Here is a 23,888-nt window from a genome sequence, read left to right as displayed (position 1 = left end):
TCCGAGACCGAGACGACGCAGACTGGCGCGCATGGAGGTCACACGATGAATCCGATGGGAACCCGAATCACATTCGCGCTCTGCCTACTCGCCGGCTGCGGCGAGACGGCCACCGCTCCGGGGACAGCGCCGGCCCCGGCCAACGTCACGTCCGACGGTGCGCTGGAGCAGGCGCTGGTCGACGTCGACATCGGCCAAAACCTGGCCGCCGCCCGCGAGACACTTACGACGACGCTGGCCTCGGGCGCCGTCTCCAAAGAAGACCGCGTGCGGGCCGATCTCGCGCTGGCGAAACTCTTGGAGTCGACGGACAAGGAGCGCGCCATCACCCTCTTGGAGGATGCGGCATCGCTGAACGACGGGGCGGCGCAGAAGCGCCTCTTTCGCCTGCTCGCCGGACGCGACGCGCCTTCCTCGTGGTCGCGCAATAGCTGGGATGCGCCGCCGCCGCCCAGCGCGTTCGCCTTTGCCCGGTATTTCCCAGCGGCCACGCCCGACAACGAAGTCGACGTCCAGGTCTTGGTCTTCGGCGGAGACTCGCGAACCACCAACAGGCTCGGCACCTTTCATGTCGACGACGCCCTTCGCTCCAACGCGGTCGACGCCTGCGGACTGTGCAACGAGGTGAAGACCAGCATCCACGCCGGCACCACGCACAAGGAGTTCTGGAGCGCCATCCCCGCCTATGCGGCGCAAATGGAGAAGGCCCTGGTGGTCCTCTACGTCGACGAGGAAACGATGGTGCCGGAGCGCTATGCCAAGTGGCTGGCGGCCCCCGCGGCCGATCTCCACGCGGCATTTGCGCGCGGTGAGGGCCTGGTCGCCGTCAAAGAGCGGCCCGGCGCGCCGCCGTTGGTCACGGTTGCCGCTCCGCGTGTGGCGCAGCTTCTTACCGTCGAGACCGCGCTGGCGGCCATGCACGAGCTTCCCAAGCAGCCGGTCACGGTGAAGCTCCAGGACACCCTCACCAAGAACGAGATCCAGCGAGGGATCCGCGCCCACTTCGGCGCGTTCTGGTCATGCTACGAGTCGCTCGTGGCCCGGCGACCCGAGGCGCGCGGGAGGGCCAACCTCTCCTTCACCGTCGAGGCGTCGGGCAAGGTCGAAGACGCGCGCGTGACCTTGGACGGCACCTTGGAAGACGCCGAGGCTCGCCCTTGCTTCGAAAAGGCCATCCGCACCATCCCCTACCCGGCATGGTCCAAGAACGCCTCGGCCAAGACCACCGTGCGCTACCCCATCCAGCTTGCGAACGGCCCGGGGGATGGTGGTGGTGGGTAGCATCGAGGTGTGTGGAGTCTGCGATAATCGCGACTTCGCACGTATGAATACCGGTTTGGCTGCTGCAATGTGCGTGGTTCGCCATTTCGGACAATAGCGAACTGCCGGAGAAATTCACATGAAGGCGGGAAGGCGGGAAGGTTTTTTGGTTTTCAATGCGCCCATTCGGCGAACTGGAAACCCATACCAAAACGCGACACATTGACCGCGCCGTACGCCCTTCCCGCCTTCCCGACTTCATGTGAATCCTCTCGCCGGGAAGACCGCGGCAATGCGCACGAATTGGCCTCCTCGCCACTGACGCTTACTCGCCCCCACGTCGGTACGGATTGTCTCCGCGTTCATGTCGACTCATGCGCACCGCCTTTGACGCCTGAAGCTCGCAATGTACGAACAAACCGCGGGTCGCGCTCACAATCGGCCTTTGGGCATTGACACCGGTGTCAATCAGAATCATTTAGTTCGTTAGGACTCTTTCCAAATACACCCACCGGCGCCGCGAGGCCTTCGAGGAGTCAAACCATGTACATTCGACGACTGCGTCCCATCATTTCGTTCGGGCTCGTAGGTACCCTTTCCGCGATCACGGGAGTTGCCGAATCCGGATGGGCATCGACGGCAAGGATCATTGACGTCAGCACGACCAGTCAGCTTACCGCGGCATTGCAAAATGCGATGCCGGGCGACGAAATTCGAATGGCCGACGGTACGTATGCGGGCCATTTCACGATCACTCGAAGCGGAACGGAGAGTGCCCCCATCGTGCTTTCCGGATCCCGCGCCGCGGTGATTGATGGGCAAGGGACATCCAATGGCCGGACCGTGCAGCTCCAGGCCGATTATTGGAAGTTGGTCGGCTTCACTGTGACCAATGGACAAAAGGGAATCATGGCTCTCGGTGCCCACCATACGCTCATCGATGGGGTGCGGGTACACCAGATAGGCGACGAAGCCATCCACTTCCGGGACAATAGTACCGACAATGTCGTTCAGAACTCGGAAATCAGCGATACGGGACTGCGCGAACCTGGCTACGGCGAGGGAATTTACTTTGGACAGGCGGTCAGCAACTGGCCCGACGGACAGCCGGACCGCAGCGACCGTAACAAGGCGATTGGAAACCGGCTTGGACCCAACATTCGAGCCGAGTGTCTCGATCTCAAGGAGGGCACCACGGGCGGCGAGGTCCGCGACAATGTCTTCAACGGGGCTGGCATGAGCGGTGCAAACTTCGCCGACAGTTGGATCGACGCCAAGGGCAACGGCTATCGCATCACCGGCAACCGAGGCACGAGTAGTTTGCTGGACGGATTTCAGACCCATATCCAGGTCGCCGGGTGGGGTCGCGACAATGTCTTCAGCGGCAATACGGCCGACGTCCGCGCCTCTGGATTTGGCTTCAAAATTGCGAAAGATGGCAATAGCAGCGCCGGCAACGTGGTCTGTACGGACAATGTCGTCACCGGTGCCGCCTCGGGTGCCGCCAACATTCCGCTCACCGATTGCGGTGGCGGCGGTGGAGATGCCGGGGGCGGCGGAGGCGATGCCGGCGGAGGCGATGCCGGCGGCGGGGGCGGTCGTGTCGAGGTCACGCCGTCGGCCTCCGGCGTGAGCGCGAGCGCCAACGACGGCAATGTGCCTGCGAACACCGTCGACAACGATCTCGCCACGCGATGGTCGGCCAGCGGCGACGGTCAGTGGATCGCGTACGATCTCGGCGGGACCTTCGTCGTCCGCGAGGTGTCCATCGCCGTATACAAAGGCGACACCCGCCGCGCGGCGTTCGATCTTCAGGTCTCGACCGATGGCGCGAGCTGGCAAACGGTCTGGAGTGGACGGAGCAGCGGCACCTCCACGGCACAAGAGAACTACGATTTTCCCGACGTCAGCGCGCGATTCGTTCGCTACGTCGGACACGGCAACGACGTCAACGCGTGGAACAGTCTCACGGAGTTCGACATCTTCGCTGCACAGCCGTGATCCGAATCGCGATACCCAAGCACGCGATCAGAGCGTGCCGACCCAGTGGCGAACATCGTATGCCTTTTGGCCATTGCCACCGCAGCTGCCGTTGGAGTCCTGATACGTGGACACCATGATGTGCAGGTTGTTCGTGCCCACGCTCGACCATGGGTGAATGAAGCCACCGTAAAGGCACGCTTCCTGGAGCCCGGTGACCTGGATTTTCTCGTCCGACCATACCGCATCGGGGCGAGGCGCCGTGCGCGTTACAATCATGCCGTTCGTGAGATACGACATCGCCCACGTGCCGTTTGCGAGTTTGCGCACGGACGGCTCGCCGAAATTTCCATTTAGAATGGGCGTGCACGGCCTGCCCCATCCCCACGTACTCCCGTCGAAGCCCCACCCCTCGTATGCGCTCTTGTCGACGATGTTCTGCCAGAGGACGCGCTGAAGCATCATCGGCCCGTTCTGCCGGCCTGCCCTCACGCTGAAGACGTAGACGTAGTCGCCGTCGCGTTGCATCGTCCACATCTGGAATGGATCGTGATTGTCGGCATCGTTTCCCCAACCTAGATATGGAACGCGGGTAAAGTCATTGCCGTTGTCCGAATACGCCAGCGACGCGTAATTCGTTTTCCAGGCTCCATCGTGCGGAAATTTGGGACCGCCCCAATCGCGAACGGACATGAAGGAGACGACCTGGCGGCCCGTTTCCGGAAAACTGATGCCGTCGTTCGGGATGACGGACCATTCTCCATTGCCGCTCGTATCGTGCTGATTGTACATGAGGTCTGGGGCGTAACCGTCGCCCCAGACCTTGGCCGCACTGTCGAAGACGATGCCGTTCGCAGGATTCGACGGCGAACGAAGCATCACCGGTGACCGCCAGCCTGGCCCCCCTACACCCGGCGCATCGAACGTGTCGCCAAACAGAAAGCCGACCGAGGTTCCATTCTCGAGCAGATACGGAATCCCGAGATCCGTTCCGCCAACATGCCATCGCTGCATGCTGGGCATGTCGGCGCCCGTAAGCCGCTCCTTGAACCAGCCCGCGGGAATGTTCCACTGCAACGCGCCGTTCGACGATGCCTCGCCTTCATTCCGCGTGCCGCAGCCGCTCGAAAACACCATCGCAACGAGCAGGCCGGCCATCATTCCACCGCGGCGAAGCGCCGATCCCTGACTGTTTGCCATGGTCAGTCAAGCCTCCTCAGGTCGAGCAGGGCGCACGAGGTGTGCCAAGATCACGCGCAAGTTCTATCGTATACTCAATGTATACGTAGTCCGATTCGGCTCCCTGCGCAAGTCCGCGGACATCCATGAGTGGTCCTTTGGCCGCCGCGCGCCAGGACGCAAGGGTATGTTCCGAGCATGACGCGCGTTAGCTTGGCCGTAGCACTGGCTTTTTCCGTGTTGTGGGCCTGCTCCGGCGAAGAACAGGACTCTCCGACCGAACTGCCGCGCGCACCCGATTCCGGTGGGGCCCCCAGCACTCCGGAAACGGGATCCGTGGATTCCTGCCCGGACGGTTTTCCTCGGGGCAAGGCTTCGGATTCGCGTCTCGTGGCCAAGCTGTCGCCGTCGCCGGAAGGCGTAGCGGTATGTCCAAACGGAAACGTCTTCGTATCGATCCCGGATCAAGGAACGGTCCTTCGCATTCCGCTCGATGGAACTCCGCCCGAAGTGTGGGCGACCCTCACGGGCCGTCAGACTTTGGGATTGGCCTGCACCGAGGGCACATTGTTCGCGGTCGACTTTCGCTCCAACGATGCAGCCGTCATACGAATTGCTGGAAAGGGTGCTGCAGGGGAGCCTCTTCCCAATCTCGAAGATGGGGGCTCCTTCCGCGCCATGAACGGAATCGTTGCCATGAAGGGACGTGGCCTCTACGTGAGTGAGGCGAGCAATACGGCGAATGGCCGAATCATCTTTTTCTCGGAAACGGCCCCCAATACGTACAAAGCCACGGTCGCGAAAGGCGGCCTCCCATTTCCCAACGGGCTCGCGTTCGATTCCAAGAGCGGCACGCTCCATGTGGCGCTCACGCTACGAAGCCAAGTTCTCGCCTTCGCCACCGAAGCCGACGGTGGCGTCGGCACCGGCGATGTCGTTTGGTCCGGGACGCCACTCATCGACTCCATCGATGGCATGGCCATCGACGAGAACAAAGCCATTTACGTGGCACACTATCTACAAGGCTACGTTGGACGAAGCCCGGACAACGCGAAGGTCGCCACCATGAAGGAGCCACGAAGCCTCGCCTTCCGAGGCGGTTCCCTCTTGGTAACGGGCGCCGAGGGCCTTTACGAAAAGCCCCTCGGCATCTGCGGCATGTAGATCATCCCGGAATGGTCGCTCCTCGCGCGACCCTCTTTTACTCGGCAATCATGCCAGTGATTGCGCTCGCGTCGTCACGGATTCGCGTTAGAAACGTCATTACGGCTTCAACGAGGGCGTCCCTGTTTCGGTGTACATCGCGCTGAGTATTCCTGTCGTTCAGATAGAGCATCACCCCGTGAATCACATCCCCATCGCGGTTGCCAAGGATCGCTTCGAGTTTCTCGACGACCTCTGGATGGAGCTCTCTCTCCGCATGGGTCACGGCCTTCTGCAAGGCCATGCGGTCTCTCCGTGTTATCCCAATTCCGCTGCCGCTGTGACCGATGCCGAAGTAACGTGCCGGCTTGCCTCGGGTCAGCTGCCCGTTCACTCGAACCATCCCCGACTTCGTGCCATAGGCGGAAAGCATCGTGACCTCCGCAAGGTCGTTTTCCCATGGATGCTGGTCGAGGGCGCTCATGAGATGGCGGTCGAGTTCCGCCGTGTAGATGGCCAAAAAATCGGTCGCCACGGTTTGCCCTTCATCGGAAAGGGTCGCGTATCCCGATCCGTCGCAACGCACCAAAATTTGGAGCAGCGCACGGTAAAAGCCCGAAGGGTTTTCAGCCTCCTCGAGATAATTGCCCATCTCCGTGAGATAAAAGGTGTCGCTTGCATCGAGGGCGCGGTGCATTGGCCCAGCACCGAAACTGCGGCCCGATTTGACATCCTTGGCCAACTCGGCCGGATCCGAGCTCCCGCGCTTGTAGCCAATATTGTAATAGTAGTTCTTGGCATTCACCCGCACGGAGGTGCCCGCGCCGCTCGCGAGTGCCAAGAAGGGTGCGATGGTGACCGATGCCAACCCGGTCATGTCCGGATTCTCGAGCAGATCGAGTTTCTCGAGTTGCCGACCGATGGCTGCCGGAGCGCCACGCGGGGTCGTGCGCTGGCCCTCCAAGGCGTCGACGAGTTGGTCCAATCCATCGCGGCCATCTTTCAGGAATCCCTCGATCTTCGCTCGGACATGGGAGTCAAAGTTCCGCTCGGCACCATCGAGTGCGGCCCGATCACCAAATGTGAAAATGGTTTCCTCGTCCGAATCCAGGCTCTCTTTGATACCGCCTCGCATCGACATCGCCTCGAGGAAGGTACTTCCCTCGAAATCGGACAAGTCGAGGGCCTGGGTGACATGCAAAGCGTCGAGGCTGTCTCGATGTTCGGCTGGCGCGGCTCGTTCGGGAGCGACATCGGATGGCGCTGCCGTGCAAGAAGAAACGGCGAAAGTGATGAACGGCAGAACGAGAGAGAAGCGAAATGTCATGATGGATACCTCATTTGCAGGTATCGCCACATGTCACCCGTCTCGACGTTCCGTCGGACAAAAGCAACGACGTCCGTCGAGAGTGCTCCTCATCCGTTCTCACCAATTCGTCGAGCGCACTCAACCGGAAGAGGTCGCAGAATGACGTATCATGATCATCTTTGAATTGGATCACGAGCAGCACGTCGTGGTGTGTGGACGAGCAGCCGGAGAATGACAAAGATGCGTGGCAATATCCTCTCTTGGCGGGATGGGATTACTATCCGCCTGGATACCGAATGAAGTAGTAAGCCTCGCGACAACCGGGCGCGCTCTGCGGGCGTCGAAGAGAGCATGTACGCCGAATTGTCGTTCGGTCGAAGCACCTAGGCACGCGGACTCATGCGACTTTTGACACGAAGTTGCCGTGACAAACCAATGGGCGCTCCTAAAGACCATTTTGCATGGACTCCGCGCAGACCGACACCGGCGCCGTTCTCGAAACGCGCCTTGTCCACAAAGTTCATCGTCGGGCGACGGCATTGCTCGTTGACGCGGCGCGGCTCCCTTCGACGCCTGCCTCGGCGCTTGCGGAGCTTCGTGACTTCATTGTCGACCATCTCAGCCTCCACCACGAGCGGGAAGACGATTCACTGTGGCCCCTCATCTCGAGCCTTGCTCCCGAAGTGAGGGCCGACTTGGTCGCGCTCAGCGAAGAGCACGAGCGGCTCGCGCTCGTTCTGGAGGCTCTGGACGGATTGGACATTGCTCGTGGCGGCGACCGCACCGTCCTCATCGAGATGGCGGTGGCACTGCGCGATGCGATTCGCGATCATCTCGATCGCGAAGAGGCGGTGCTCTTTCCGGCGCTCAGGGCCCACGTGTCGGAAGATATGTGGCGGGAGCTCGTGCGAAAGGTCCGAGCGGCGGGCCCGCCGCCAAATGGTATGCACCTCATGATCGGCTTTTTCGACCAGGTGGGGACCGCCGAGGAGCTCCATCACATGCTCAGCTCCTTTCCACCGCATCGTCAGCCGCTCATCCCCGCGCTGCGCGAGCAGGCCAAGGCCGCGTTCGCCGGCCTGGAATCGTCCGTGTCGCTAGATCGTATGTCCGACGTCGAGACGGGCGATGCGACCGGCCGGTGAAATGCGAAAGTGAAAGTACGTTCGGAAGCTTCCCCAAAACTCGGAATAGATTTCCCCCACGACGTCGAGACCGTCGTTCTTGACGTGGGCAATGGATAGAAGTCGCTCGTATCCGACCGCGTGGTTCGTGAATTCCTCGAGGTTCCATGGGCTGCCCGCGTCGAAAAGCTCGGCGTGTGGCTCGAAGAGGGCGTACCAGGCCGCGCGATCACCGCTTCCCAGCGCCTCCATGGCCGCCCTGACGATTGGATTCGTTAGCTTGGACATGTTCATCGAAGTCTCCAAACAGGTGACGCATCAAATATGGGCGTGGTGCACGGGAATGTTGCGAAACCTCGCGTAATTCACGTTGTTTCACATTCCTTAACGCGCGCGCGGTCGGGCGAACTGTCATGTTTTACGGGCCTCGAGGGCACTCGCTGTCGAATCCGAAAAAAGGAATTTGCCCCATGCACCCAAACGACCTGCAAGAGCCCGAGCTACCTGAGCCCGTCGCAGCCTTCATTCGCGCGGTGAATGCGGGAGATCTCGGCGCGCTGGTCGACACCTTCGCCGACCAAGCTTTGGTCAACGACGAACTTCGCGAGTATTGGGATAAGCGCTCGATCACGGAGTGGGCGGAGCGGGAGGTCATCACGCAGCACCTCGTGATGCGCGTGGCCAAGATCGTTCGCAATCACGACCACACGGTCGTTGCGGCCACGGTCGATGGGAGCTTCGACAAGCGTGGCCTGCCCGATCCGCTGATCGTCACCTTCTATTTTTCATGTCGAGATGACCGGCTCGTCCAGCTGCTCATCCTGCGCAACGAGCCCGATCAATGAATCACAGTTCCGAAAGAAGGGCCTTCGCGGCGAGGAGATCCGCAGTTTGAAACCCCTGCGAGAACCGCCCGTAAACGGACGCGACGAGCTCTCGGGCTTCGGCGGCGCGCCCGCGGCTCGCCCAAAAGCGCGCCAGCGTCATCGCCGCGCGGAGCTCCCAGCCAAGGGCCTTTTGACGCTTCGCCGCCTCCAACGCCTCGAGCAGATAGCGCTCCCCTTCCGCGTCGTCCGGCGCGGGCTTCGACACGAGCAAATGGCCCTTCACCCGCAGAACTTCCGGCAGATCGTACGACGCGCGGCCGTTTCGATCGGTCATCTCGAGCGCCGGGTCAATCGTCCTCAGCGCGCTATCGAACTGGCCGAGACCGGCGAGTCCTTCGGCAAGCGCCGTGGAAAATACCGTCTGCAGAAGCTCGTGCCGTTCCGCGTGAAGGACGTCCATATTGTGACGCAGCGCCTCCACCACGGAGAAGTCTCCGCGCTTGATCGCGAGCTCCGCCTGCAGGGCCAGCGCCGTGGGACGATAGGGACCGAGGGAGTGCTTCTCGGCGTACTTGGCAAGCCGTTCGAGAATGTCCGCCGCCACGTCGTGATCGCCTCGCCATACGAATACGGACGACATCCAGATCAACGCAATGGCCACCGTGGTGGGCTGCCCGAGCTCCTCCGCCTCACGGATCGTGCGGGTCGCCACCTGGAATGCTTCCTCCGGATATCCAAGCAGCCAACGCGTTCGTGCAATGACCACCAATGTCCGAATGCGGTGGTCGAATCCGAAATGAAGCATCGCCGCGCTTTTCGGCACGGTGGAAGGATCGACCGTCGTTCTGCAATACCGTTCTGCGTCTTCGTGAGCACCCAGGAGGTGCAAGGTCGTGCCCATCATCCAACTGGACACGATGGTCGCTGCGGGGGTCATCAGCCGCTTCGACACTTCGACGCTGCGCTCGGCCACGACCAGCGCCTCGCGCAGCTCCGCCGTCCGCGTGCAAAGAATGTGGATCGCGCCGAGCAAGCGCAGTTGCTCGTACGGATCGTCCACCGCCTCCGCCAGCTCGAGGGCGCGGGCCAGCCCGGCGCGAACCTCGGGGCTGTTGCCATGCGAGAACATCGCCGCGACGGCCAGCGCTGCCCGCAGGTTCATCTCACGACGCGTTCCACGATCGGCCTCGTGCAGCGCATTCAAGGCGATTTCGCCCCACTGGCGACATTCCGTCAAAAGAGAAGACTCCAGGAACATCGTCGTTGCGGCCGCCGCGAGCCTGGTCCCCGTTTCGGGGCTTCCCGTATCCGAGAAAGCCCAATTCAGGGCCACGCGCACATTGCCCACGTACTGCGCGAGCGTATTCGCGCGACCGCTGAGAATGGCTCGATTCTCACGCTCCAATGTCGTGCTCATGTAAATAGCGTGGAGCTTGGCCGCCGCATCGTATTCGTTCGCCTCGTGAAGTTTGGCGAGCGCATAATCGCGAACCGTATCGAGAAGCCGGTAGCGCGCACCTTCCTCGCCGCCCGCGTCCATGGAGACGAGGGACTTTTCCACGAGGCTGCTCAAGGTGTGAACCGCGTGCTCACCCTCCGCATCCTCCGCGAGGGCCGCAACTCCATCGAGCGAGAAGAACCCGACGAACACCGAGAGCCGGCGAAGCACGTGCCGTTCGACGTCGCTCAGAAGGTCGTAGCTCCAATCGAGCAGCGCCCGCAGCGTGCGATGCCGCGGAAGCGCCGTTCGACGTCCGTGCCACAGAAGCTTGAACCGATTCTTGAGCAGCGATGCCGTTCCGCGAATCCCAAAGGCGCCGACGCGCCCCGCGGCAAATTCGATGGCGAGCGCAATGCCATCGAGGCGCCGGCAAATGTCTGCCACCACCGGCGCATCGTCGTCCGATAACGAAATATCCACACCGCCCGCGATCGCACGCTCGACGAAGAGTTGCACGGCGGGGAATTTCAGGACCTCCGCCGCGGTGACTCCGCTTCGTGCGTCCCGCTCATCGCCTTCGGGGCGCTCGGGCGGCGTCTCCAGCGCGGCGAGCCGGTAAACGTGCTCTCCCTCGACGCGGAGCGCCTCGCGACTGGTGGCCAAAATATGCACACCGGCGGTCTGACCACGGAGTCGTTCCGCAATCGGCGCAATCGCCTCCATGACGTGCTCGCAGCTGTCGAGAACGAGCAGCACGCGGCGATCTCCGAGGAATGCGACGAGGCGCGCGGCCACGTCGTCACCATGCGCCGTGAGCCCGAGGGCCGACGCCACCCCGAGCAAGACGTGACGCGGATCGGAGAGCGATCCCAGATCGACGAAGCACACGTCGCCCTCGAATCCGGGCAGCATCGCGTGCGCGACCGCGACGGCGACGGTCGTCTTTCCCATGCCACCGGGCCCGACGATGCTAACGAAGCGTCGTGACAGGAGCTGCTCGGAGACCTCGCGGATGGCAGCGTCTCTACCGAGGATCCGGTCGAATCGGGCGGGGAGGCCGGGGCGAGAGGCCGCGCGGGATGTGGGAATAGCGGACGGGGCGGAGGGTACGTCCGGGCCATCGGCGCTGACGGGCGCATCGATGCGAGAGACCGGGGCGACGAAGGTGTACCCGCGCCCGGGAACGTTCGTCACGTACCGCGCGCCGTTTTGCCCATCGCCGAGCGCCTTGCGAAGCCCGGCGATCTGCACGCGAAGGCCGCTCTCTTCGACCGCAACGTCGGGCCAGACGTACGCGATGAGCTCGTCCCGCGTGAGGACGTCGCCGGCTCGCTCGGTCAATGCAACGAGGATGTCGATCGCGCGGCTGCCGATTCGGACGACCTGCCCGTCGCGTTCGAGGCGACGCGCACGCACGTACAGGCGGAAGGGACCGAACGAGAGCACGCCCGCGCCTCGTTCGTTGCCTTCGCCGTTCCCATTGTTCCCATCCCCGTTCACGACTGGCTGCGAATGCATGCACGCGCTCGGGGTTCGATTTCGATTGTCATGGACAATAATGTTGTGCGTACGCGAACGCGGTCCCGCAACCCGGGATCGAGTCCACCGTGGCTTTACTTCGTGTAATGGCGACCGATCCTCGCCCCTCCTGCTGCGATCCCTTCCGTACGGCTCCGGAGTACGACGATGTTGGCCTCACGCCACGTAAGCCGGCGGCCCACACGCCGACGGTGCGCCCGCCATGGAGGGCCCATTGTCAGAGCGCCCCGCGGACTCCACATCCTCTTGTCGCGGCTACGGCGGCGGCAGCACGCACCTTCCGACGCGGTCCCTGGGCACCAGTCGCGGAAGGTGTTGCACCGAGGCATGAATGGGATCTTGCGCTCGCTCGCCTTGGCAACTCGGTTTCCGGGAACACGAAATCAAAAGAAGCTTCGAGTAACCGCGCTCGATTTCTCGTTACCATAGTTACGTTACGAAACGCATCGCATGCCTACCTGGTCAATCGACAATCCTGGTGTCCACAGTTCGTTTACATCGCAGTGTCCACACTTCGTTTACATGGACCGGTACCCCGAAGGTGCAGGGTACATAACCCATTGATTTTACTGACTTTTCCAAGAACGAGATCCCACAAGCGCGCTTCGCCGGATCGATTGGCAAAATCGACATGAGCCTGATGAGACTGCGGCTCGATGTGCTAAAGAGGGTATTCTAACAATGGGTCGCTCACGCGACTTAGCTTGCAGCGGCGCGTGCCGATATTTGCGCATTTACATCATGCGCGTAGGAGGAAAATCTAACATGATTAATAAGACCACGTCTTGGGCCAAGTTGTCCTTTGTCTTCGCGTTGCCGCTGATGATCGGTATCGCGGCATGTTCTTCATCGGACGATGGCGACAAGAACGGCGGGGGAGGGGGTGGTGGCGGCGGTGGTGGTGGTGGCGGCGGGGGCGGTGGCAACGTCCCGACGAACGCGCAGTACTGCAGCAACTTCGCGACACACCTTCACCAGTGCAACAATAAGTTCGAAGTGCAAACGGAGACGAACAGGTGCACGTCGGCGACAGCTGCTTCGTGGCCGAAGTGGCGCGACGACATTATTCGTCATGCCGATGAGTGCCTTCAGAACAAGGACTGCGCGAGCATCACCGAGAGCAACGGCGTCTACGCCTGCTTCGACGAAGCCATCGCTTTGACTCAGCCCTCCTCGGTGGCGCAGGAGTTCTGCACGGGCTACACCGCGGCTTGGAAGACATGCGATCAGCCGTACGAGATGGGCGATTGTCTGAACTTTTACAAGGGCTACAACGATCCCTCGCTCAAGGAGGCATCGAACTGCAGTAAAAAGCAGTGCAGCCAGCTGATGGACTGCGTCAAGGCGACGTTGGCCTTCAACTGACGCCGGTCGTACTCCTGCAATACGACTCATGACATGCTGGGAGAGTGCGGCTCGATTTCGAGCCGCACTCCGGCGTGACGCGCCCACCTCACCGAACCAGACGTGGCCGCAACAGAGGCACCTTGGGGCTCTTCCGCCACTCGCGTGGCAGCGCTGCGAGCAGCCCGCTGGAGGCGCGAGCAATAAACGGAATTTCCGTTGTTCCGCTGCTCGCACGGCCGTTGCTTGGCCGGACGCCGAGCGCGGTCGTTCGAAAATCGAGCCCCGGGCGGACAGAAGGAGGAGACCGTCATGTTCAAAGGCATTCTGGACAGTGTCTTCGGGCGAAGGGAACCGCCACGACCGTCTCCTCCTATTGCATCGGGTAGCTCGGTGGAGCAGCTCTTGGCGTCGCTCCAAGTCATGCCCCTCGAAGCGCGGCGGGCCGCGGTGGATGCATTTCGAAAGAACTGCCCGAATATCCCCTTACCGGAGCCAACGATAGCTGCCTTGCTCAGGGGCGAGACGCCGGTCGGAATCTCTTTCGCCCATCAAGTGACACCGGTCGAGGCCCCCGTGGACCCGTATGCTCCCGTAGAACCGCCACCGACGACCCGTCGAGCGCACTGAGCGCGATCAGCTCATTGCGAAGGCGCACACTTCCCGTGTGAGTTGCGCGAGGAAGGCATCGCGATCGGGCAGTGGCTCGGTCGTGTGCGTCGGCGGGGTGTTCATGAAGGAGAAGTGTCCGGCCCCCTCGACCACGCGCACGTCCACGGGCACGCGGGTGCCGAGCGCCCGGGCGAGGAGCTGTGCTTGCTCGGGCGGCGTGACGGCGTCGTTCGTTCCGGCCCATGCCGCAATCGGCGCACGCACGTTGTCGAGTGCACCAGGTGCGCCGAAGAAGCCCGTCGCAGGTGCGAGAAGGGCAAGACGCGCGAGCCGTGCGTCACCCGCGATCGGCAGCTTGTGCCCCGGCCGCATCCAGACCTCGCCGCCTGCCAGCGCAAGAAGCATCGCCGCACCAATCGAGTGCCCGACCCCGACAGCGACCGCGCCGGGTCGTGCCACCACGTCGAGTGCGAGCCGCAGCCTCTGTGCGCGAAGCAAAAGTTCATCATCGGTGGGCGCCGGCGCTCCGAGCCGCGCGAAATGAGGCGCGACGACGCTGCACCCGCATTCGACGAGCGCCGAGAGCAGCGGAAGATGGCGCTGCGGATCTCCGCCTCCTCCCACCGCGAAGAGAACGACCCGCGAAGGCGACGATCCTTGGTGCACCGTCACGGCGAACGAGCCGTTTGCGTCACTCAATGAGATTTCGCGCATGCGCGCACTTTAGTGATATTGGACTTCCGGTCCAAACTATTGAAATACGGAATAAGCTTTTTGCTGTTTCGGGATCCGCACGTGCTTGCGAAGCAGGCTCAACATAACGGGGAGGATTCCGTTATCAAAGCAACATCATTGCGCCGTGGAAGTATGAAGAAGGCCCCCCTTCGCCAAAGACGCTCGTCGACGTTGCGCAAACGGCGTATGCCTCACGAGGCTGCACGGTATTGGGACTATAACGTCCTCCAATGAATTCCTTCACAATGGGAGACTTACTATGACGCACTGCACGGTGAGCAGGGGGGCTCGTTCGGCTTCTAACATGCGACGGCTGATATTACCGCCCGTGCTCATCGCGGTTTGCGTTGCCGCGCTGGGCGTGGCGTGCGACTCGAGCGACGACAATCCGGGCTCGCCGCTTCCCACGCCCGACGGTGGCGCCGATGTCGTGGTCCGCGGAACGGACGCCGGCGACCAGCAGGGGGATGCGAACCCCGATGCCGCGAACGCCGACGCCGACGCGGCGTCGGACGCCGGAACCGACTCCGGTCCCGGTTCGAGCTGCACCCCGGGCGACGATTTGGCACATGCCCCGCCCGCGATGAACATCGACGGCTTGCCGGCGGTTCCCATCGATATCCACGGTGTCGATGCGAAGGTCACCCTCGATGCGGCCACCAAAGTCGGCACGGTGGACGTGACCATGCGATTCAAAATGGGAGCAAAATCCGGATATCCCATTTTCGATCTCCGCCAGACCATCCAGACCGCGAAGGTGAACGGCACGGAGCTGAGCCCGCAAAGCATGGAGCTTCACGATTTCAGCGGTGGGGACGGGGCCGAGCTCCGCATCATCGCCGAAACGAACCTCGCCGCGTGCAGCGAGAATACCATACAACTCACCTACACGTTGGGGAAGCCGGCCTCCGGCTCGTCCATCCCCCTCACGTGGGGCACCGACGTCAAAAGCGTAAATTGGGACTTTTGGCTCGGCGATCTCATTGCGGGTCGCTACCTCGAGATGTGGTTCCCCGCGAACCTCATTTACGACAAGTTCGGCTTCAATCTGGACATCGATCTGAAGAACGTCGACACCGTGCACGTGCCGGTCACCAACGGCACGGTCACCAAGGTAGGGGAGACGCATTGGCAAATCGCCTACCCCGAGCGGTTCACGGCCCTTTCTCCGATGTTGAAGTTCGTGCCCGAGAATACCCTCGATCGGCACCCCAATACGGAGCTCACCCTCCAGGACGGAACCAAAGTCCAGCTGGAGCTGGTCAAAGAAAAAACCGTCTCGGGGGATCTGCCGGCAATCGCAAAGGACATCGAGACGTACCTCAATGAGTTCGTGGCCTCCTCGGGTCCGTACCAACACGGGGATCGCCTGACCGTGTACATCTGGAACAACCCGAGCCGATCCATGGAGTTCGACGGCGCCACCACGAGCAATCTTCGCTCGCTGAAGCACGAACTCTATCATAGTTGGTTTGCACGCGGCGTGAAGCCGGCCCTCGGAAGGGACGGTTGGTTCGATGAAGCATGGACCGTCTACAACACCGACTCGGCGCTCGCCTTCGAGGTCAAACCTTTCAACTTCAGCGCCACACCGGTCAAGCTCGCCCACGAAAGCCCCTGGCGCCGGCTCACACCGGGAGCATCCTATTCGGCCGGGGAAAAGGTTTTCGCCGGCCTGGCGCACGCCGTGGGGCTGGCGCAACTCCGAGAAGCCATGAAGGAATTCGCGAGGCTGCACGCGCGCAACGTGGTCACGACCGAAGACCTCGAGAAGTACCTTTATTGCACGTTCAAGAATCCCGACATCGTTCGCGGATTCCATCGTTTCGTCTACGGGCGTTACGATGCCGCACCGACCCCCGATGGGTCGATGTGCACTCCGGCGGAGAAGGATCGATGGGTGATTCGCCCGTATGACCGTAGCCAGGTGCGAACGGACGCCGTCGAAGCCACACGGGAGACCGATCCCGAGTTGAAACGGTTGATCGAGCAGTAATCGCGTGAACGAACTCGGGCGCTTGCGAGCGCCCGAGCTCCCCCCGCATTCACTGGCGAATAGCGCCGGTTTCGAGCATGTAATCGGCAATCTTGCGCAGCTTGGGATCGCCCAGCGATGCAAATGCTGGCATTTGCGGCGTGTCGGGTCGCTTCTTGCCCGGCGCGCGGGCCCAGGTGACGATCCCGTCAGGATTGCCCGCGTAAATGCGGGCGATCTCGGTGAGCGGCGGGCCAACGATGCGCCGGTCCACACCGTGGCATGCGCTGCATGTGCTCTGAAAAAGCGCTTGCCCCTCGCCGATGCCGTGGGCCGCGCGTTCTTGCCCGAGCGTCTTCTCGTAGGCAGCTTGCGCCGAGTCCTCCGCCCAGCGCTCGGTGGCCATGCGCATTTCGCGTTTGTGCTCGGCGAGGGCCACTCCACGGTACATGTGGCGGCCGCTGGCCATGCAGAGGACCGTCAATGCCAAGAGGCCCGCGATCATCGGGAGACGCTTTCCGTCCGGCTCCTCCATGGAAAGCTCTTTCCAGATCATCCAGACGGCGGGAATCGCCAAGAATACTCCCGTGAAGATGGCCGTCAGGACCGGCGCGGCGAGCCCTTTGGACGGAATCGTGACCAGCACGAGCGGGCCAGCGATGAATTGCGCGAGCGAAACGACGAATGCAATCGCGTAGAACGTGCGGCGCAATCGGGGGCGCGTGAGCGAATGGAACATCTGCTCGACCGGAAAGCGTGCACGCCAGAAATAGCCGACGCCGAAAAGACTCGTGAGGATGAGGGATGCACAAAGGAAGTGCAGGTAACGCGGCAACACATTGGGCAGCGCCAGGGCGCTCAGGAAGCCGTGCACGCTGGTCCATCGCTCCGGGAACATCATGAGGTTCACGTTGGCGAGAAATACCAACGGGATCACCAGGAAGAGCGCGACGGCGAGCCCCAAAATGGAAATATGGGCCCATTTCAAATTGCGAAATCGGTCCCACGTGTATTGGTGCAGGTAGAGGAGCAAAAAGGTGACCGCGATGGTGGGCACCAGAAGAATCCACGCCATCCCCGTGAGCGCGTTCGCCGTGTAGAAGTGAATCGTATAGAGCAAATTGATGAGCAAGAGCGGCGCGACGCCCATCACCACGGCGAGGCTCTTGTTGACCGTGATGGTCGAGGCCAGGGCGCGGGCAAGCCGGTCGTAGTCGGGCTCTCGCAAACCACGGATCTCGAAGGCGAGAACGAGGATCGAACCGCCGACCATGAGATTGACGAACAGGATGTGCGCGACGAACGCTACGACGAGCAGAAACTCGAGCCAGTGAGGGTTTGCCGGAAGGGGCAGAGGAATATCGCGCGGGACGGGCATGGGCTCCAGGCTCATGGCTCGATGACCACGCCGGTGGATTGGGCGCCCTCGAGGGTCTCGCGATGGAGTTGCAGATGCTCCAGATAGACTGCGAGGGCGTTCTTCTCGCGCTCATTTCCGGGAAAGGGCGGCATGAATGGCCGCAGATCGTGCATGGATCCGACGTAGGAGGCGATGGCCTCGCGATCCCAAGGCCGGTCGTCGCCGTACATCGCAGCGAGCACGGAACGTATGCCGTTGACGCCATCGACGGTGTGGCAGCGCGTGCAGGCGAGCAGGAAGACCTCGCGCCCGGCATCGACTTCGTTGGCCTCCGTGATGCGCCTCACCCGCGTGTAGGTGGCGCGGGCGAGCAGTCCGTCGCGCTGAAGCAGCGGATAATCGTCTTTCCGTAGGCCGTTCGAGTAGAGGTATCCCGCAATGGCGTACGGTTTGCGAACGAATTCGCGCACCCGCTCGAACGCGCCAATGAGAAGAATGGATAACAGCGCCGGCACGACGAGCGCCCAGGTGCGCGTGCTATTCGGCTTTCGTGCACCCCAGAGCGCGACGATGGCGATGACCGCGCATGCCCCGCCCAGGACGGCGAGCGCGGTGCGCGACCACGCCTGCAGGGCTTGCGTCCCGAGCGCGATCGGCAGATTTGCAGCCATGGCCGAGGGAACGGCGCGCGCGTACCAAAAGCCGCCCGCCGCGCAGGGAAGCATCCACACGAGAATCCACGACGAGATGGTGCGCACGGCGCGGGCACGCATCGAGGCGTCTTCCTCGGACCACGCGACGATGGCCAGCGCGAAGGCGCCGGCCATGATCATGGCCAGCGGCGTGCGAAATGCGAGCTGCGGAAGGTAAACGGGATTGAACATCCCGCTGAAGAGCGTTTTGTCCGAATGCCACGAGCCCGGGTCCATCATGAAACTCAAGATGGAGACGATGAGCGCCATGGTGGCCCAGGAGGCCGCGGAGAGCGCGCCCCCGAGCCGCACGTGCGCGTGTTTTCGCGGTCCGCGCCACTTCTTCCACGTGAGGTAATACGCGAGAATGAGGACGATTTCCGTGACGAAGACGAGCCACTCGGTGAACCACGTCCAAAAGAAGACGCGCAGCAGACTGCCCATGGCATAGGGATTGACCAACGCTGCCGAAAACCAAATACCGACACCGGTGAGCGCACCGACGGTGGTCGTGACGATGAAGAACACGGTCAAGATACGAAACGCGAGCGCATCCCACGCTTCGTCGCCCGTGGCCAGACCACGCCGTTCGAGGTATGCGACGAGCGGAATCCCTCCGACCGCCATCCCATGGTTGATGACCACGTGCAGCACCGCGATGATCGCGATGAGCACGCGGTCGTTGAGAACGTCGAGATGAAAGACAGGGATGTCCATGCCCGCCGGAAGTAGTGGCGGCGCGCCCTCCTGTCAGCGTGGTCGAATGTCGCGTGGCATTTGGTCGCAGTGCGACAGGCACATTACGCGTCGGCCGACGCGGTCGCTCCTCGAATCCCCTCGAAGGAGGCTTCGCGCGCGGTCACTTCGTCGAGCTTCTTCCGAAGCATCACCGTGTAAATGGCGTCGAATACGAAGATGGCGATCCCCAACACGAGAAGGAGCGGGCTACCCGTTTGCAGGTAGATCGAGACGGTCACCGCGGCGGTGCCGATCCACTTGGAGATGGCGATGGTCATCGACTGGCCCTCTACGCCGTTGCGGCGGACGAGCATGCCGATGAACGACACCGCGATCACCAAATTGACGAGGTAGGCGCAGTACGTCTGGACGACGCGCGCATCTTCCACGGTGGCTCCGACCACGGCATTGGGGAATTCCAAGACGACCGAATACTGGAGTGCAAACCCGGCCACCAATGCCAGCAAGGTCCAGGGCACGAACCATTTTGGGTCCACCGATTCGGGGAAATCTTTACGACCATATTTGAAATAAGTGTAGAGAATCACCAAATCGAGAAAGAACCAGACGACGTTGATCGCCACTTGAGGGGCAAACTTGCCCGGGGCGAGAAACGAAAAGATGAATTCCCAAGAAATATTCAGAACGAGAGCCGGCAGCGGCATTCCGTAGGTCTTGTCTTTCAACCCGCGGTAAATGATGCCGACGTACACGACCATCCAAGCAACGCCACCGATGAGGGCGAGGATCGCGAACAGCATGCACGGTTTGGTACCTCCTCCTCCGTCGAAATCCAGGACAATTTTACATCTCGGATCGCGATGTTCTGGAACCGACGAGCCCCGCCATGGATGAACGAGTCGCGCCAATCCGGTGGCGCGACGTTCCAGTGTACCTCGTGGATGTACCAGCTCGGTACATGCGATACATCAAAACAACATCGAGCCCGTTCTCGAAAAATCCAAGGCTTCGTGAACTTCGAGCAGCCAGAACGCCAAATGCGCATTCCGACAAACGCGCATTCGTACGAATGGCGCGATTTCACGCACGCGAGTTTCGAACGTGGACAAATCGATGTCCAGAACACCCCATTGCGCTTGTCGTTTTTCGCGGCCGCCGAAGGATACGAACTCCAAATACGTATAGAAACCAGAAGCCGGCGCGCTTGCTGCGCGCCATGGTACGGGACATGCTAAATCGACCTTGCGAGTTCGAAGGGGACATCGAAGACCGGGCCCTTGCCCCGAAGAAATGCCGCTCTTACATACGCTCGTTGAATCGAGCCCTCGAAAAAATTCGCCATCCTTCGCGGGCATCAACGTAGACACTTGGATGTTTCATGCCCGTGACATCGCGCGTTCGAAATATGGAATGGCATGTCGAATAAGGCTCCGCGGTAATTCCAATTTCATCGAGCTTTGGCGCTGGCGCGGTCCGACCGGACTCTCTCGAAAATAATGCACACACGCGAAACGAATAGCCCAGCGCGGCTTTTCGTAAAGAAGACGAGAGAATTTCCAAACCTCATTCATCGACGAAAGGAATCCAGGGAATGATTCTGGTGACCGGGGCAACCGGGAATATGGGCCGGCATTTGGTGCGCCAGCTCCGTGAGGCAGGAGCGGCCGTGCGTGCCGTTACCAGGAATGCGAGCAAGGCCGAAGGTATGGCATCCGCAGGGGTCGAGGTCGCGGTGGGCGATCTCACCGAGCCGGCCTTTCTGGATCGCGTGTTCACCGGTGTCGATGCACTGTTTACCCTTCTCGAGGTGGGAGACCCGAAGGCCGTTCTGGCCGCCGCCAAGCGCGCGGGGGTCAAACGGGTCGTCCTCGTGACGTCCCTGCTGGCGCAGACGCTTCCGAACGGGTTCGTTGGCCAACTCTCCCTCGGCTGCGAGCAAGTGATGCGCGACAGCGGCCTCCCCGGAACCGTGCTGCGCCCCTGGGAATTCGCCACGAACACCCTCGCCTGGGCCGACGAAATCCGCGGCGGCGGCATCGTGCGCAAGCCGAGCGCCGGCCTGCCCTCCCCGGTCATCGACCCGGCCGACGTCGCGGCCATCGCGGCCAAAGCGCTGCTCGAAACGGGGCACGAGGGACGAACCTACGCGCTCACCGGGCCCGCAGAGTTGCTCCCGCAGGACAAAATCCGCGTGTTGAGCGCCATCCTCGGCCGCGCCCTTCACTTCGAGGAAAACGGGGACCCGGAGAAGCTGGAACAAATCCGCCTCACCCCCGATCAGGTCTCCGAGGGCTTCGGCGTCTGCTTCATGACGAGCCCCGGCGTGCTGTCCACGGTGGAGAACGTCCTCGGCCGGCCGCCGCGCACCTACCAACAGTGGGCCGCCTCCAATGCCAATGCCTTTCGTTGATCCGATTTCAATTCTGCATACCCGCGAGCATTCTTTCATGAGCGAAAATATCAGCTTCGAAAACGTCCGTCTGGTCCCGGCCAAAGTCGACCAAGCCGTCACACTGATCAACGCCTTCACCGTTCCGGTGGAACACTCGGAGCAGTTTCTATTTCGCTGGAAGGACAATGCGCGCATCATGGCCGCCCAGCCGGGATTCATCCGCGCCATCATGTACCAGTCGCTGGACAACGCGGCCGAATTGCGTTTCATCCAAATGACGGCCTGGGAGAGCGGCACGGCGCTGGACAAGGCCCGCGTGAACCCGGAGTGGCGCGCGGCTGTGCAGCGCATGCTGGAGGACGAGAAACTCCATATCAAGGCACGCCCCGTGGTCTACACCGTGGCGTTGGACGTCTTTCCGAACGATTTGCTGTGAGCGAGGAACGAATGTCCCAAACGAAGCAAGTTGCACTGGTCAGTGGATCCAGCCGCGGAATCGGAGCCGCCACCGCACGGGGCCTCGGTGAACGCGGGTACCACGTCATCGTCAATTATCTGAAGAGCGCCGCGGCCGCGAAGGACGTCGTCTCCGCAATCACGTCGGCCGGTGGCTCGGCCCAAGCCATCCAGGCCGATGTGCGGGATCGCGAGCAAGTCCGCGGGCTGGTCGAGCAGATCGTCCGCGAACATGGCCAAATCGACGTTTTGGTCTGCAATGCGAACACGGCACCTCCAACCTTCGAACCGTTCGAGGAGGTGATGTGGGGCGCTTTCATCGCCAAGTTCGATGGCGAGCTGGCCGGAGCGTTCCACCTGACCCACAGCGTGCTCCCCATCATGCGCGAACGGCGCGCCGGGCGCATCGTATACATCTCGAGCATCAGCGGTGACGTCTGCGCCGGCCAAGTGGCTCACTCGACGGCGAAGTCGGCGCTCAATCGATTCAGCCGGCACGTCGCTGCGTACGCCGGACAATTCGGTATTTCGGTCAACACGGTCGCCCCTGGATCGGTCAAAACCGACTCCAGCGACACGGTCAACTCCCCCGAGATCATTCAGTACTTGTCCGAACGATCCGTGTTCGCCAGGCAAATGGTCCCGAACGATGTCGCCAACGTCATCGCCTCCGTCGTCGACGTCCGATTCGCCGCCGTGACGGGCCAGATCATCACGGTCGATGCGGGCATGGAAGTGCTGGCGCAGCAACACATGTTCGTCTCGAAACGCAAGCCCCTCGAGCCCGCCGCCGACTAGCACGCGAAAGGACACGACGTTGATCATTCGAGAGCTCGATATGCTCGGCATCACGGATCCGGCCCTGCGCCAGTCGTACCTCGTCACCAGCAAACTGGTGCGGCAAAAGGTCACGGCCAGGCAGATCCCGTCGGTGATCCGTTACATGGTGCCGGCGAAGAAGCGCCTCCACATCGAGGCGTTCTTCATGTTCATCATGCACGTGGACGACATCGTCGACCACAAGGTGCACAGCATTCCGGTGCGGGAACACCGCATGGATGAATGGGAGGCCATGTTCGCACGCGCCGTCGCGAACGACCTTCCCGCGGCCGGAACGATGTCCTCCGACGACGAGGAGACGCATGCGCACGTCGCCCGAGCCTTCGTGCACACCATGCGCACCTTCGGCCAGCCGCTGAAGGACGTTCCGCCGTACGTGGCGGGGCAGCGCAGGACGCTGACCACCACCGAATACGCGACGGAGGAGAAGCTCGAAGACTTCATTCAAACCGTCACACTGCTGCCTTCGAGTTGGGCCAATGCCATCCTGGAGCCGATCACCCCCGACTCCAACGTATTGTGCCGGCGCGCGGCAACGTCGTTTCAGCTCATCGACTTCATCCTCGACGTCCGGCAGGATCTCGAGGAGGGGCGGCTCTACTTCCCCTTGGACCGGCTGGCCAAATACGGTTTGGACCGCGCCTCTTTGCAGAACCAATTGGCGCACGGCTTGGTCAGCGACGGCTTGCGCGAGCTGATGGTGGCCGAAATCAAACGGGCCAAAGAAATGTACGACTCGGGACGAGACTGGCCGAAGTCGGTGCATCCCGCATCGCGGCCATTCGCCGAGTGGGATTATCACACGAATGGACTGAAGCTGGAGGCGTTGATCAAGGCCGACGGCGAGCATTTGCGCCCCGGCTTCCGAATGGCACCTTCGGTCAAACTCAAGGCAGTGGCTCACATGTACTTCGATATTGCCAAAGGCGTTCGCGACGATTTGTTCGTTCGATACGGCCGGCGTGCGGTGGAGGTTTGACG

The 23,888-nt window shown here is 61.9% G+C and carries 19 protein-coding genes; 11 read left to right on the top strand and 8 right to left on the bottom strand.

The window, feature by feature from the left end:
* The first annotated feature begins 45 nt into the window (after positions 1-45).
* Together LZC95_51840 and LZC95_51835 are read left to right on the top strand one after the other, a co-directional pair.
* On the top strand, positions 46-1,281 hold the full coding sequence (locus tag LZC95_51840; GenBank protein WXA94904.1) for an AgmX/PglI C-terminal domain-containing protein: 1,236 nt from the start codon (positions 46-48) through the stop codon (positions 1,279-1,281).
* 522 nt (positions 1,282-1,803) lie between these two features.
* Positions 1,804-3,261, top strand: a complete 1,458-nt coding sequence (locus LZC95_51835) for a discoidin domain-containing protein (GenBank protein ID WXA94903.1) — start codon at positions 1,804-1,806, stop codon at positions 3,259-3,261.
* 27 nt (positions 3,262-3,288) lie between these two features.
* On the opposite strand, the gene LZC95_51830 is transcribed toward LZC95_51835, so the two are convergent.
* Complete coding sequence (locus LZC95_51830) at positions 3,289-4,440, bottom strand: DUF4185 domain-containing protein (protein ID WXA94902.1); 1,152 nt, start codon at positions 4,438-4,440, stop codon at positions 3,289-3,291.
* A 177-nt stretch (positions 4,441-4,617) separates the two neighbouring features.
* Here LZC95_51830 and LZC95_51825 point away from each other — a divergent pair, with 177 nt between their 5' ends.
* Positions 4,618-5,583: an SMP-30/gluconolactonase/LRE family protein gene (locus LZC95_51825; GenBank protein WXA94901.1), complete on the top strand. Its 966-nt coding sequence runs from the start codon at positions 4,618-4,620 to the stop codon at positions 5,581-5,583.
* A gap of 37 nt (positions 5,584-5,620) precedes the next feature.
* Here the strand turns inward: LZC95_51825 and LZC95_51820 are convergent, their stop codons facing one another.
* Positions 5,621-6,889 carry a hypothetical protein gene (locus tag LZC95_51820; GenBank protein ID WXA94900.1) on the bottom strand — a complete coding sequence of 423 codons (1,269 nt, stop codon included), beginning with the start codon at positions 6,887-6,889 and terminating at the stop codon, positions 5,621-5,623.
* 443 nt (positions 6,890-7,332) lie between these two features.
* Between LZC95_51820 and LZC95_51815 the strand changes: the two genes are divergently transcribed.
* A complete protein-coding gene (locus LZC95_51815; GenBank protein ID WXA94899.1) occupies positions 7,333-8,016 on the top strand; it encodes a hemerythrin domain-containing protein in 684 nt (227 codons plus the stop codon).
* Here LZC95_51815 and LZC95_51810 read toward each other — a convergent pair.
* On the bottom strand, positions 7,969-8,283 hold the full coding sequence (locus LZC95_51810; GenBank protein WXA94898.1) for a hypothetical protein: 315 nt from the start codon (positions 8,281-8,283) through the stop codon (positions 7,969-7,971). The two genes, LZC95_51815 and LZC95_51810, sit on opposite strands and share 48 nt — an antisense overlap.
* Before the next feature lie 182 nt (positions 8,284-8,465).
* Here LZC95_51810 and LZC95_51805 point away from each other — a divergent pair, with 182 nt between their 5' ends.
* Positions 8,466-8,840, top strand: coding sequence for a nuclear transport factor 2 family protein (locus LZC95_51805; GenBank protein ID WXA94897.1), 375 nt, complete (start codon positions 8,466-8,468; stop codon positions 8,838-8,840).
* 1 nt (position 8,841) lies between these two features.
* On the opposite strand, the gene LZC95_51800 is transcribed toward LZC95_51805, so the two are convergent.
* Complete coding sequence (locus tag LZC95_51800) at positions 8,842-11,781, bottom strand: helix-turn-helix transcriptional regulator (GenBank protein WXA94896.1); 2,940 nt, start codon at positions 11,779-11,781, stop codon at positions 8,842-8,844.
* 786 nt (positions 11,782-12,567) lie between these two features.
* On the opposite strand from LZC95_51800, the gene LZC95_51795 reads away from it, so the two are divergent.
* Complete coding sequence (locus tag LZC95_51795) at positions 12,568-13,167, top strand: hypothetical protein (protein WXA94895.1); 600 nt, start codon at positions 12,568-12,570, stop codon at positions 13,165-13,167.
* A gap of 615 nt (positions 13,168-13,782) precedes the next feature.
* Here LZC95_51795 and LZC95_51790 read toward each other — a convergent pair.
* A complete protein-coding gene (locus tag LZC95_51790; protein ID WXA94894.1) occupies positions 13,783-14,472 on the bottom strand; it encodes an alpha/beta hydrolase in 690 nt (229 codons plus the stop codon).
* A gap of 325 nt (positions 14,473-14,797) precedes the next feature.
* On the opposite strand from LZC95_51790, the gene LZC95_51785 reads away from it, so the two are divergent.
* Positions 14,798-16,489, top strand: coding sequence for a hypothetical protein (locus tag LZC95_51785; protein WXA94893.1), 1,692 nt, complete (start codon positions 14,798-14,800; stop codon positions 16,487-16,489).
* A 49-nt stretch (positions 16,490-16,538) separates the two neighbouring features.
* Here the strand turns inward: LZC95_51785 and LZC95_51780 are convergent, their stop codons facing one another.
* From LZC95_51780 to LZC95_51770, 3 genes are all read right to left on the bottom strand, one after another.
* Positions 16,539-17,861, bottom strand: coding sequence for a cytochrome c (locus LZC95_51780; GenBank protein ID WXA94892.1), 1,323 nt, complete (start codon positions 17,859-17,861; stop codon positions 16,539-16,541).
* A complete protein-coding gene (locus tag LZC95_51775; GenBank protein WXA94891.1) occupies positions 17,858-19,237 on the bottom strand; it encodes a cytochrome c in 1,380 nt (459 codons plus the stop codon). Before LZC95_51775 ends, LZC95_51780 begins: the two co-directional genes overlap by 4 nt.
* A gap of 83 nt (positions 19,238-19,320) precedes the next feature.
* Positions 19,321-20,019: a hypothetical protein gene (locus LZC95_51770; GenBank protein ID WXA94890.1), complete on the bottom strand. Its 699-nt coding sequence runs from the start codon at positions 20,017-20,019 to the stop codon at positions 19,321-19,323.
* Positions 20,020-20,810: 791 nt separating this feature from the next.
* Here LZC95_51770 and LZC95_51765 point away from each other — a divergent pair.
* From LZC95_51765 to LZC95_51750, 4 genes are read left to right on the top strand one after another with little or no spacing between them, the layout of a single operon-like run.
* On the top strand, positions 20,811-21,629 hold the full coding sequence (locus LZC95_51765; GenBank protein ID WXA94889.1) for an NAD(P)H-binding protein: 819 nt from the start codon (positions 20,811-20,813) through the stop codon (positions 21,627-21,629).
* 37 nt (positions 21,630-21,666) lie between these two features.
* A complete protein-coding gene (locus LZC95_51760) occupies positions 21,667-22,047 on the top strand; it encodes an antibiotic biosynthesis monooxygenase (protein WXA94888.1) in 381 nt (126 codons plus the stop codon).
* A gap of 11 nt (positions 22,048-22,058) precedes the next feature.
* Positions 22,059-22,865 carry an SDR family oxidoreductase gene (locus LZC95_51755; protein WXA94887.1) on the top strand — a complete coding sequence of 269 codons (807 nt, stop codon included), beginning with the start codon at positions 22,059-22,061 and terminating at the stop codon, positions 22,863-22,865.
* Between the two features lie 19 nt (positions 22,866-22,884).
* Entirely contained in the window at positions 22,885-23,886 is a 1,002-nt protein-coding gene (locus LZC95_51750) for a squalene/phytoene synthase family protein (protein ID WXA94886.1), read from the top strand.
* Positions 23,887-23,888 lie beyond the last annotated feature (2 nt).

The organism is Sorangiineae bacterium MSr12523 (assembly GCA_037157775.1).
In the GTDB taxonomy this organism is placed as follows: Bacteria; Myxococcota_A; Polyangia; order Polyangiales; family Polyangiaceae; genus Pendulispora; species Pendulispora brunnea.
This window is presented reverse-complemented; position numbering and strand designations above follow the sequence as displayed.

What these genes read in the sequence shown, in the direction of transcription:
- LZC95_51800 (WXA94896.1), bottom strand. Translation starts at nt 11,781, where the DNA reads ATGCATTCGCAGCCAGTCGTGAACGGGGATGGGAACAATGGGAACGGC.
- LZC95_51790 (WXA94894.1), bottom strand. Translation starts at nt 14,472, where the DNA reads ATGCGCGAAATCTCATTGAGTGACGCAAACGGCTCGTTCGCCGTGACG.
- LZC95_51785 (WXA94893.1), top strand. Translation starts at nt 14,798, where the DNA reads ATGCGACGGCTGATATTACCGCCCGTGCTCATCGCGGTTTGCGTTGCC.
- LZC95_51840 (WXA94904.1), top strand. Translation starts at nt 46, where the DNA reads ATGAATCCGATGGGAACCCGAATCACATTCGCGCTCTGCCTACTCGCC.
- LZC95_51830 (WXA94902.1), bottom strand. Translation starts at nt 4,440, where the DNA reads ATGGCAAACAGTCAGGGATCGGCGCTTCGCCGCGGTGGAATGATGGCC.
- LZC95_51815 (WXA94899.1), top strand. Translation starts at nt 7,333, where the DNA reads ATGGACTCCGCGCAGACCGACACCGGCGCCGTTCTCGAAACGCGCCTT.
- LZC95_51805 (WXA94897.1), top strand. Translation starts at nt 8,466, where the DNA reads ATGCACCCAAACGACCTGCAAGAGCCCGAGCTACCTGAGCCCGTCGCA.
- LZC95_51795 (WXA94895.1), top strand. Translation starts at nt 12,568, where the DNA reads ATGATTAATAAGACCACGTCTTGGGCCAAGTTGTCCTTTGTCTTCGCG.
- LZC95_51770 (WXA94890.1), bottom strand. Translation starts at nt 20,019, where the DNA reads ATGCTGTTCGCGATCCTCGCCCTCATCGGTGGCGTTGCTTGGATGGTC.
- LZC95_51810 (WXA94898.1), bottom strand. Translation starts at nt 8,283, where the DNA reads ATGTCCAAGCTAACGAATCCAATCGTCAGGGCGGCCATGGAGGCGCTG.
- LZC95_51765 (WXA94889.1), top strand. Translation starts at nt 20,811, where the DNA reads ATGATTCTGGTGACCGGGGCAACCGGGAATATGGGCCGGCATTTGGTG.
- LZC95_51820 (WXA94900.1), bottom strand. Translation starts at nt 6,889, where the DNA reads ATGACATTTCGCTTCTCTCTCGTTCTGCCGTTCATCACTTTCGCCGTT.
- LZC95_51835 (WXA94903.1), top strand. Translation starts at nt 1,804, where the DNA reads ATGTACATTCGACGACTGCGTCCCATCATTTCGTTCGGGCTCGTAGGT.
- LZC95_51825 (WXA94901.1), top strand. Translation starts at nt 4,618, where the DNA reads ATGACGCGCGTTAGCTTGGCCGTAGCACTGGCTTTTTCCGTGTTGTGG.
- LZC95_51755 (WXA94887.1), top strand. Translation starts at nt 22,059, where the DNA reads ATGTCCCAAACGAAGCAAGTTGCACTGGTCAGTGGATCCAGCCGCGGA.
- LZC95_51760 (WXA94888.1), top strand. Translation starts at nt 21,667, where the DNA reads ATGAGCGAAAATATCAGCTTCGAAAACGTCCGTCTGGTCCCGGCCAAA.
- LZC95_51775 (WXA94891.1), bottom strand. Translation starts at nt 19,237, where the DNA reads ATGGACATCCCTGTCTTTCATCTCGACGTTCTCAACGACCGCGTGCTC.
- LZC95_51780 (WXA94892.1), bottom strand. Translation starts at nt 17,861, where the DNA reads ATGAGCCTGGAGCCCATGCCCGTCCCGCGCGATATTCCTCTGCCCCTT.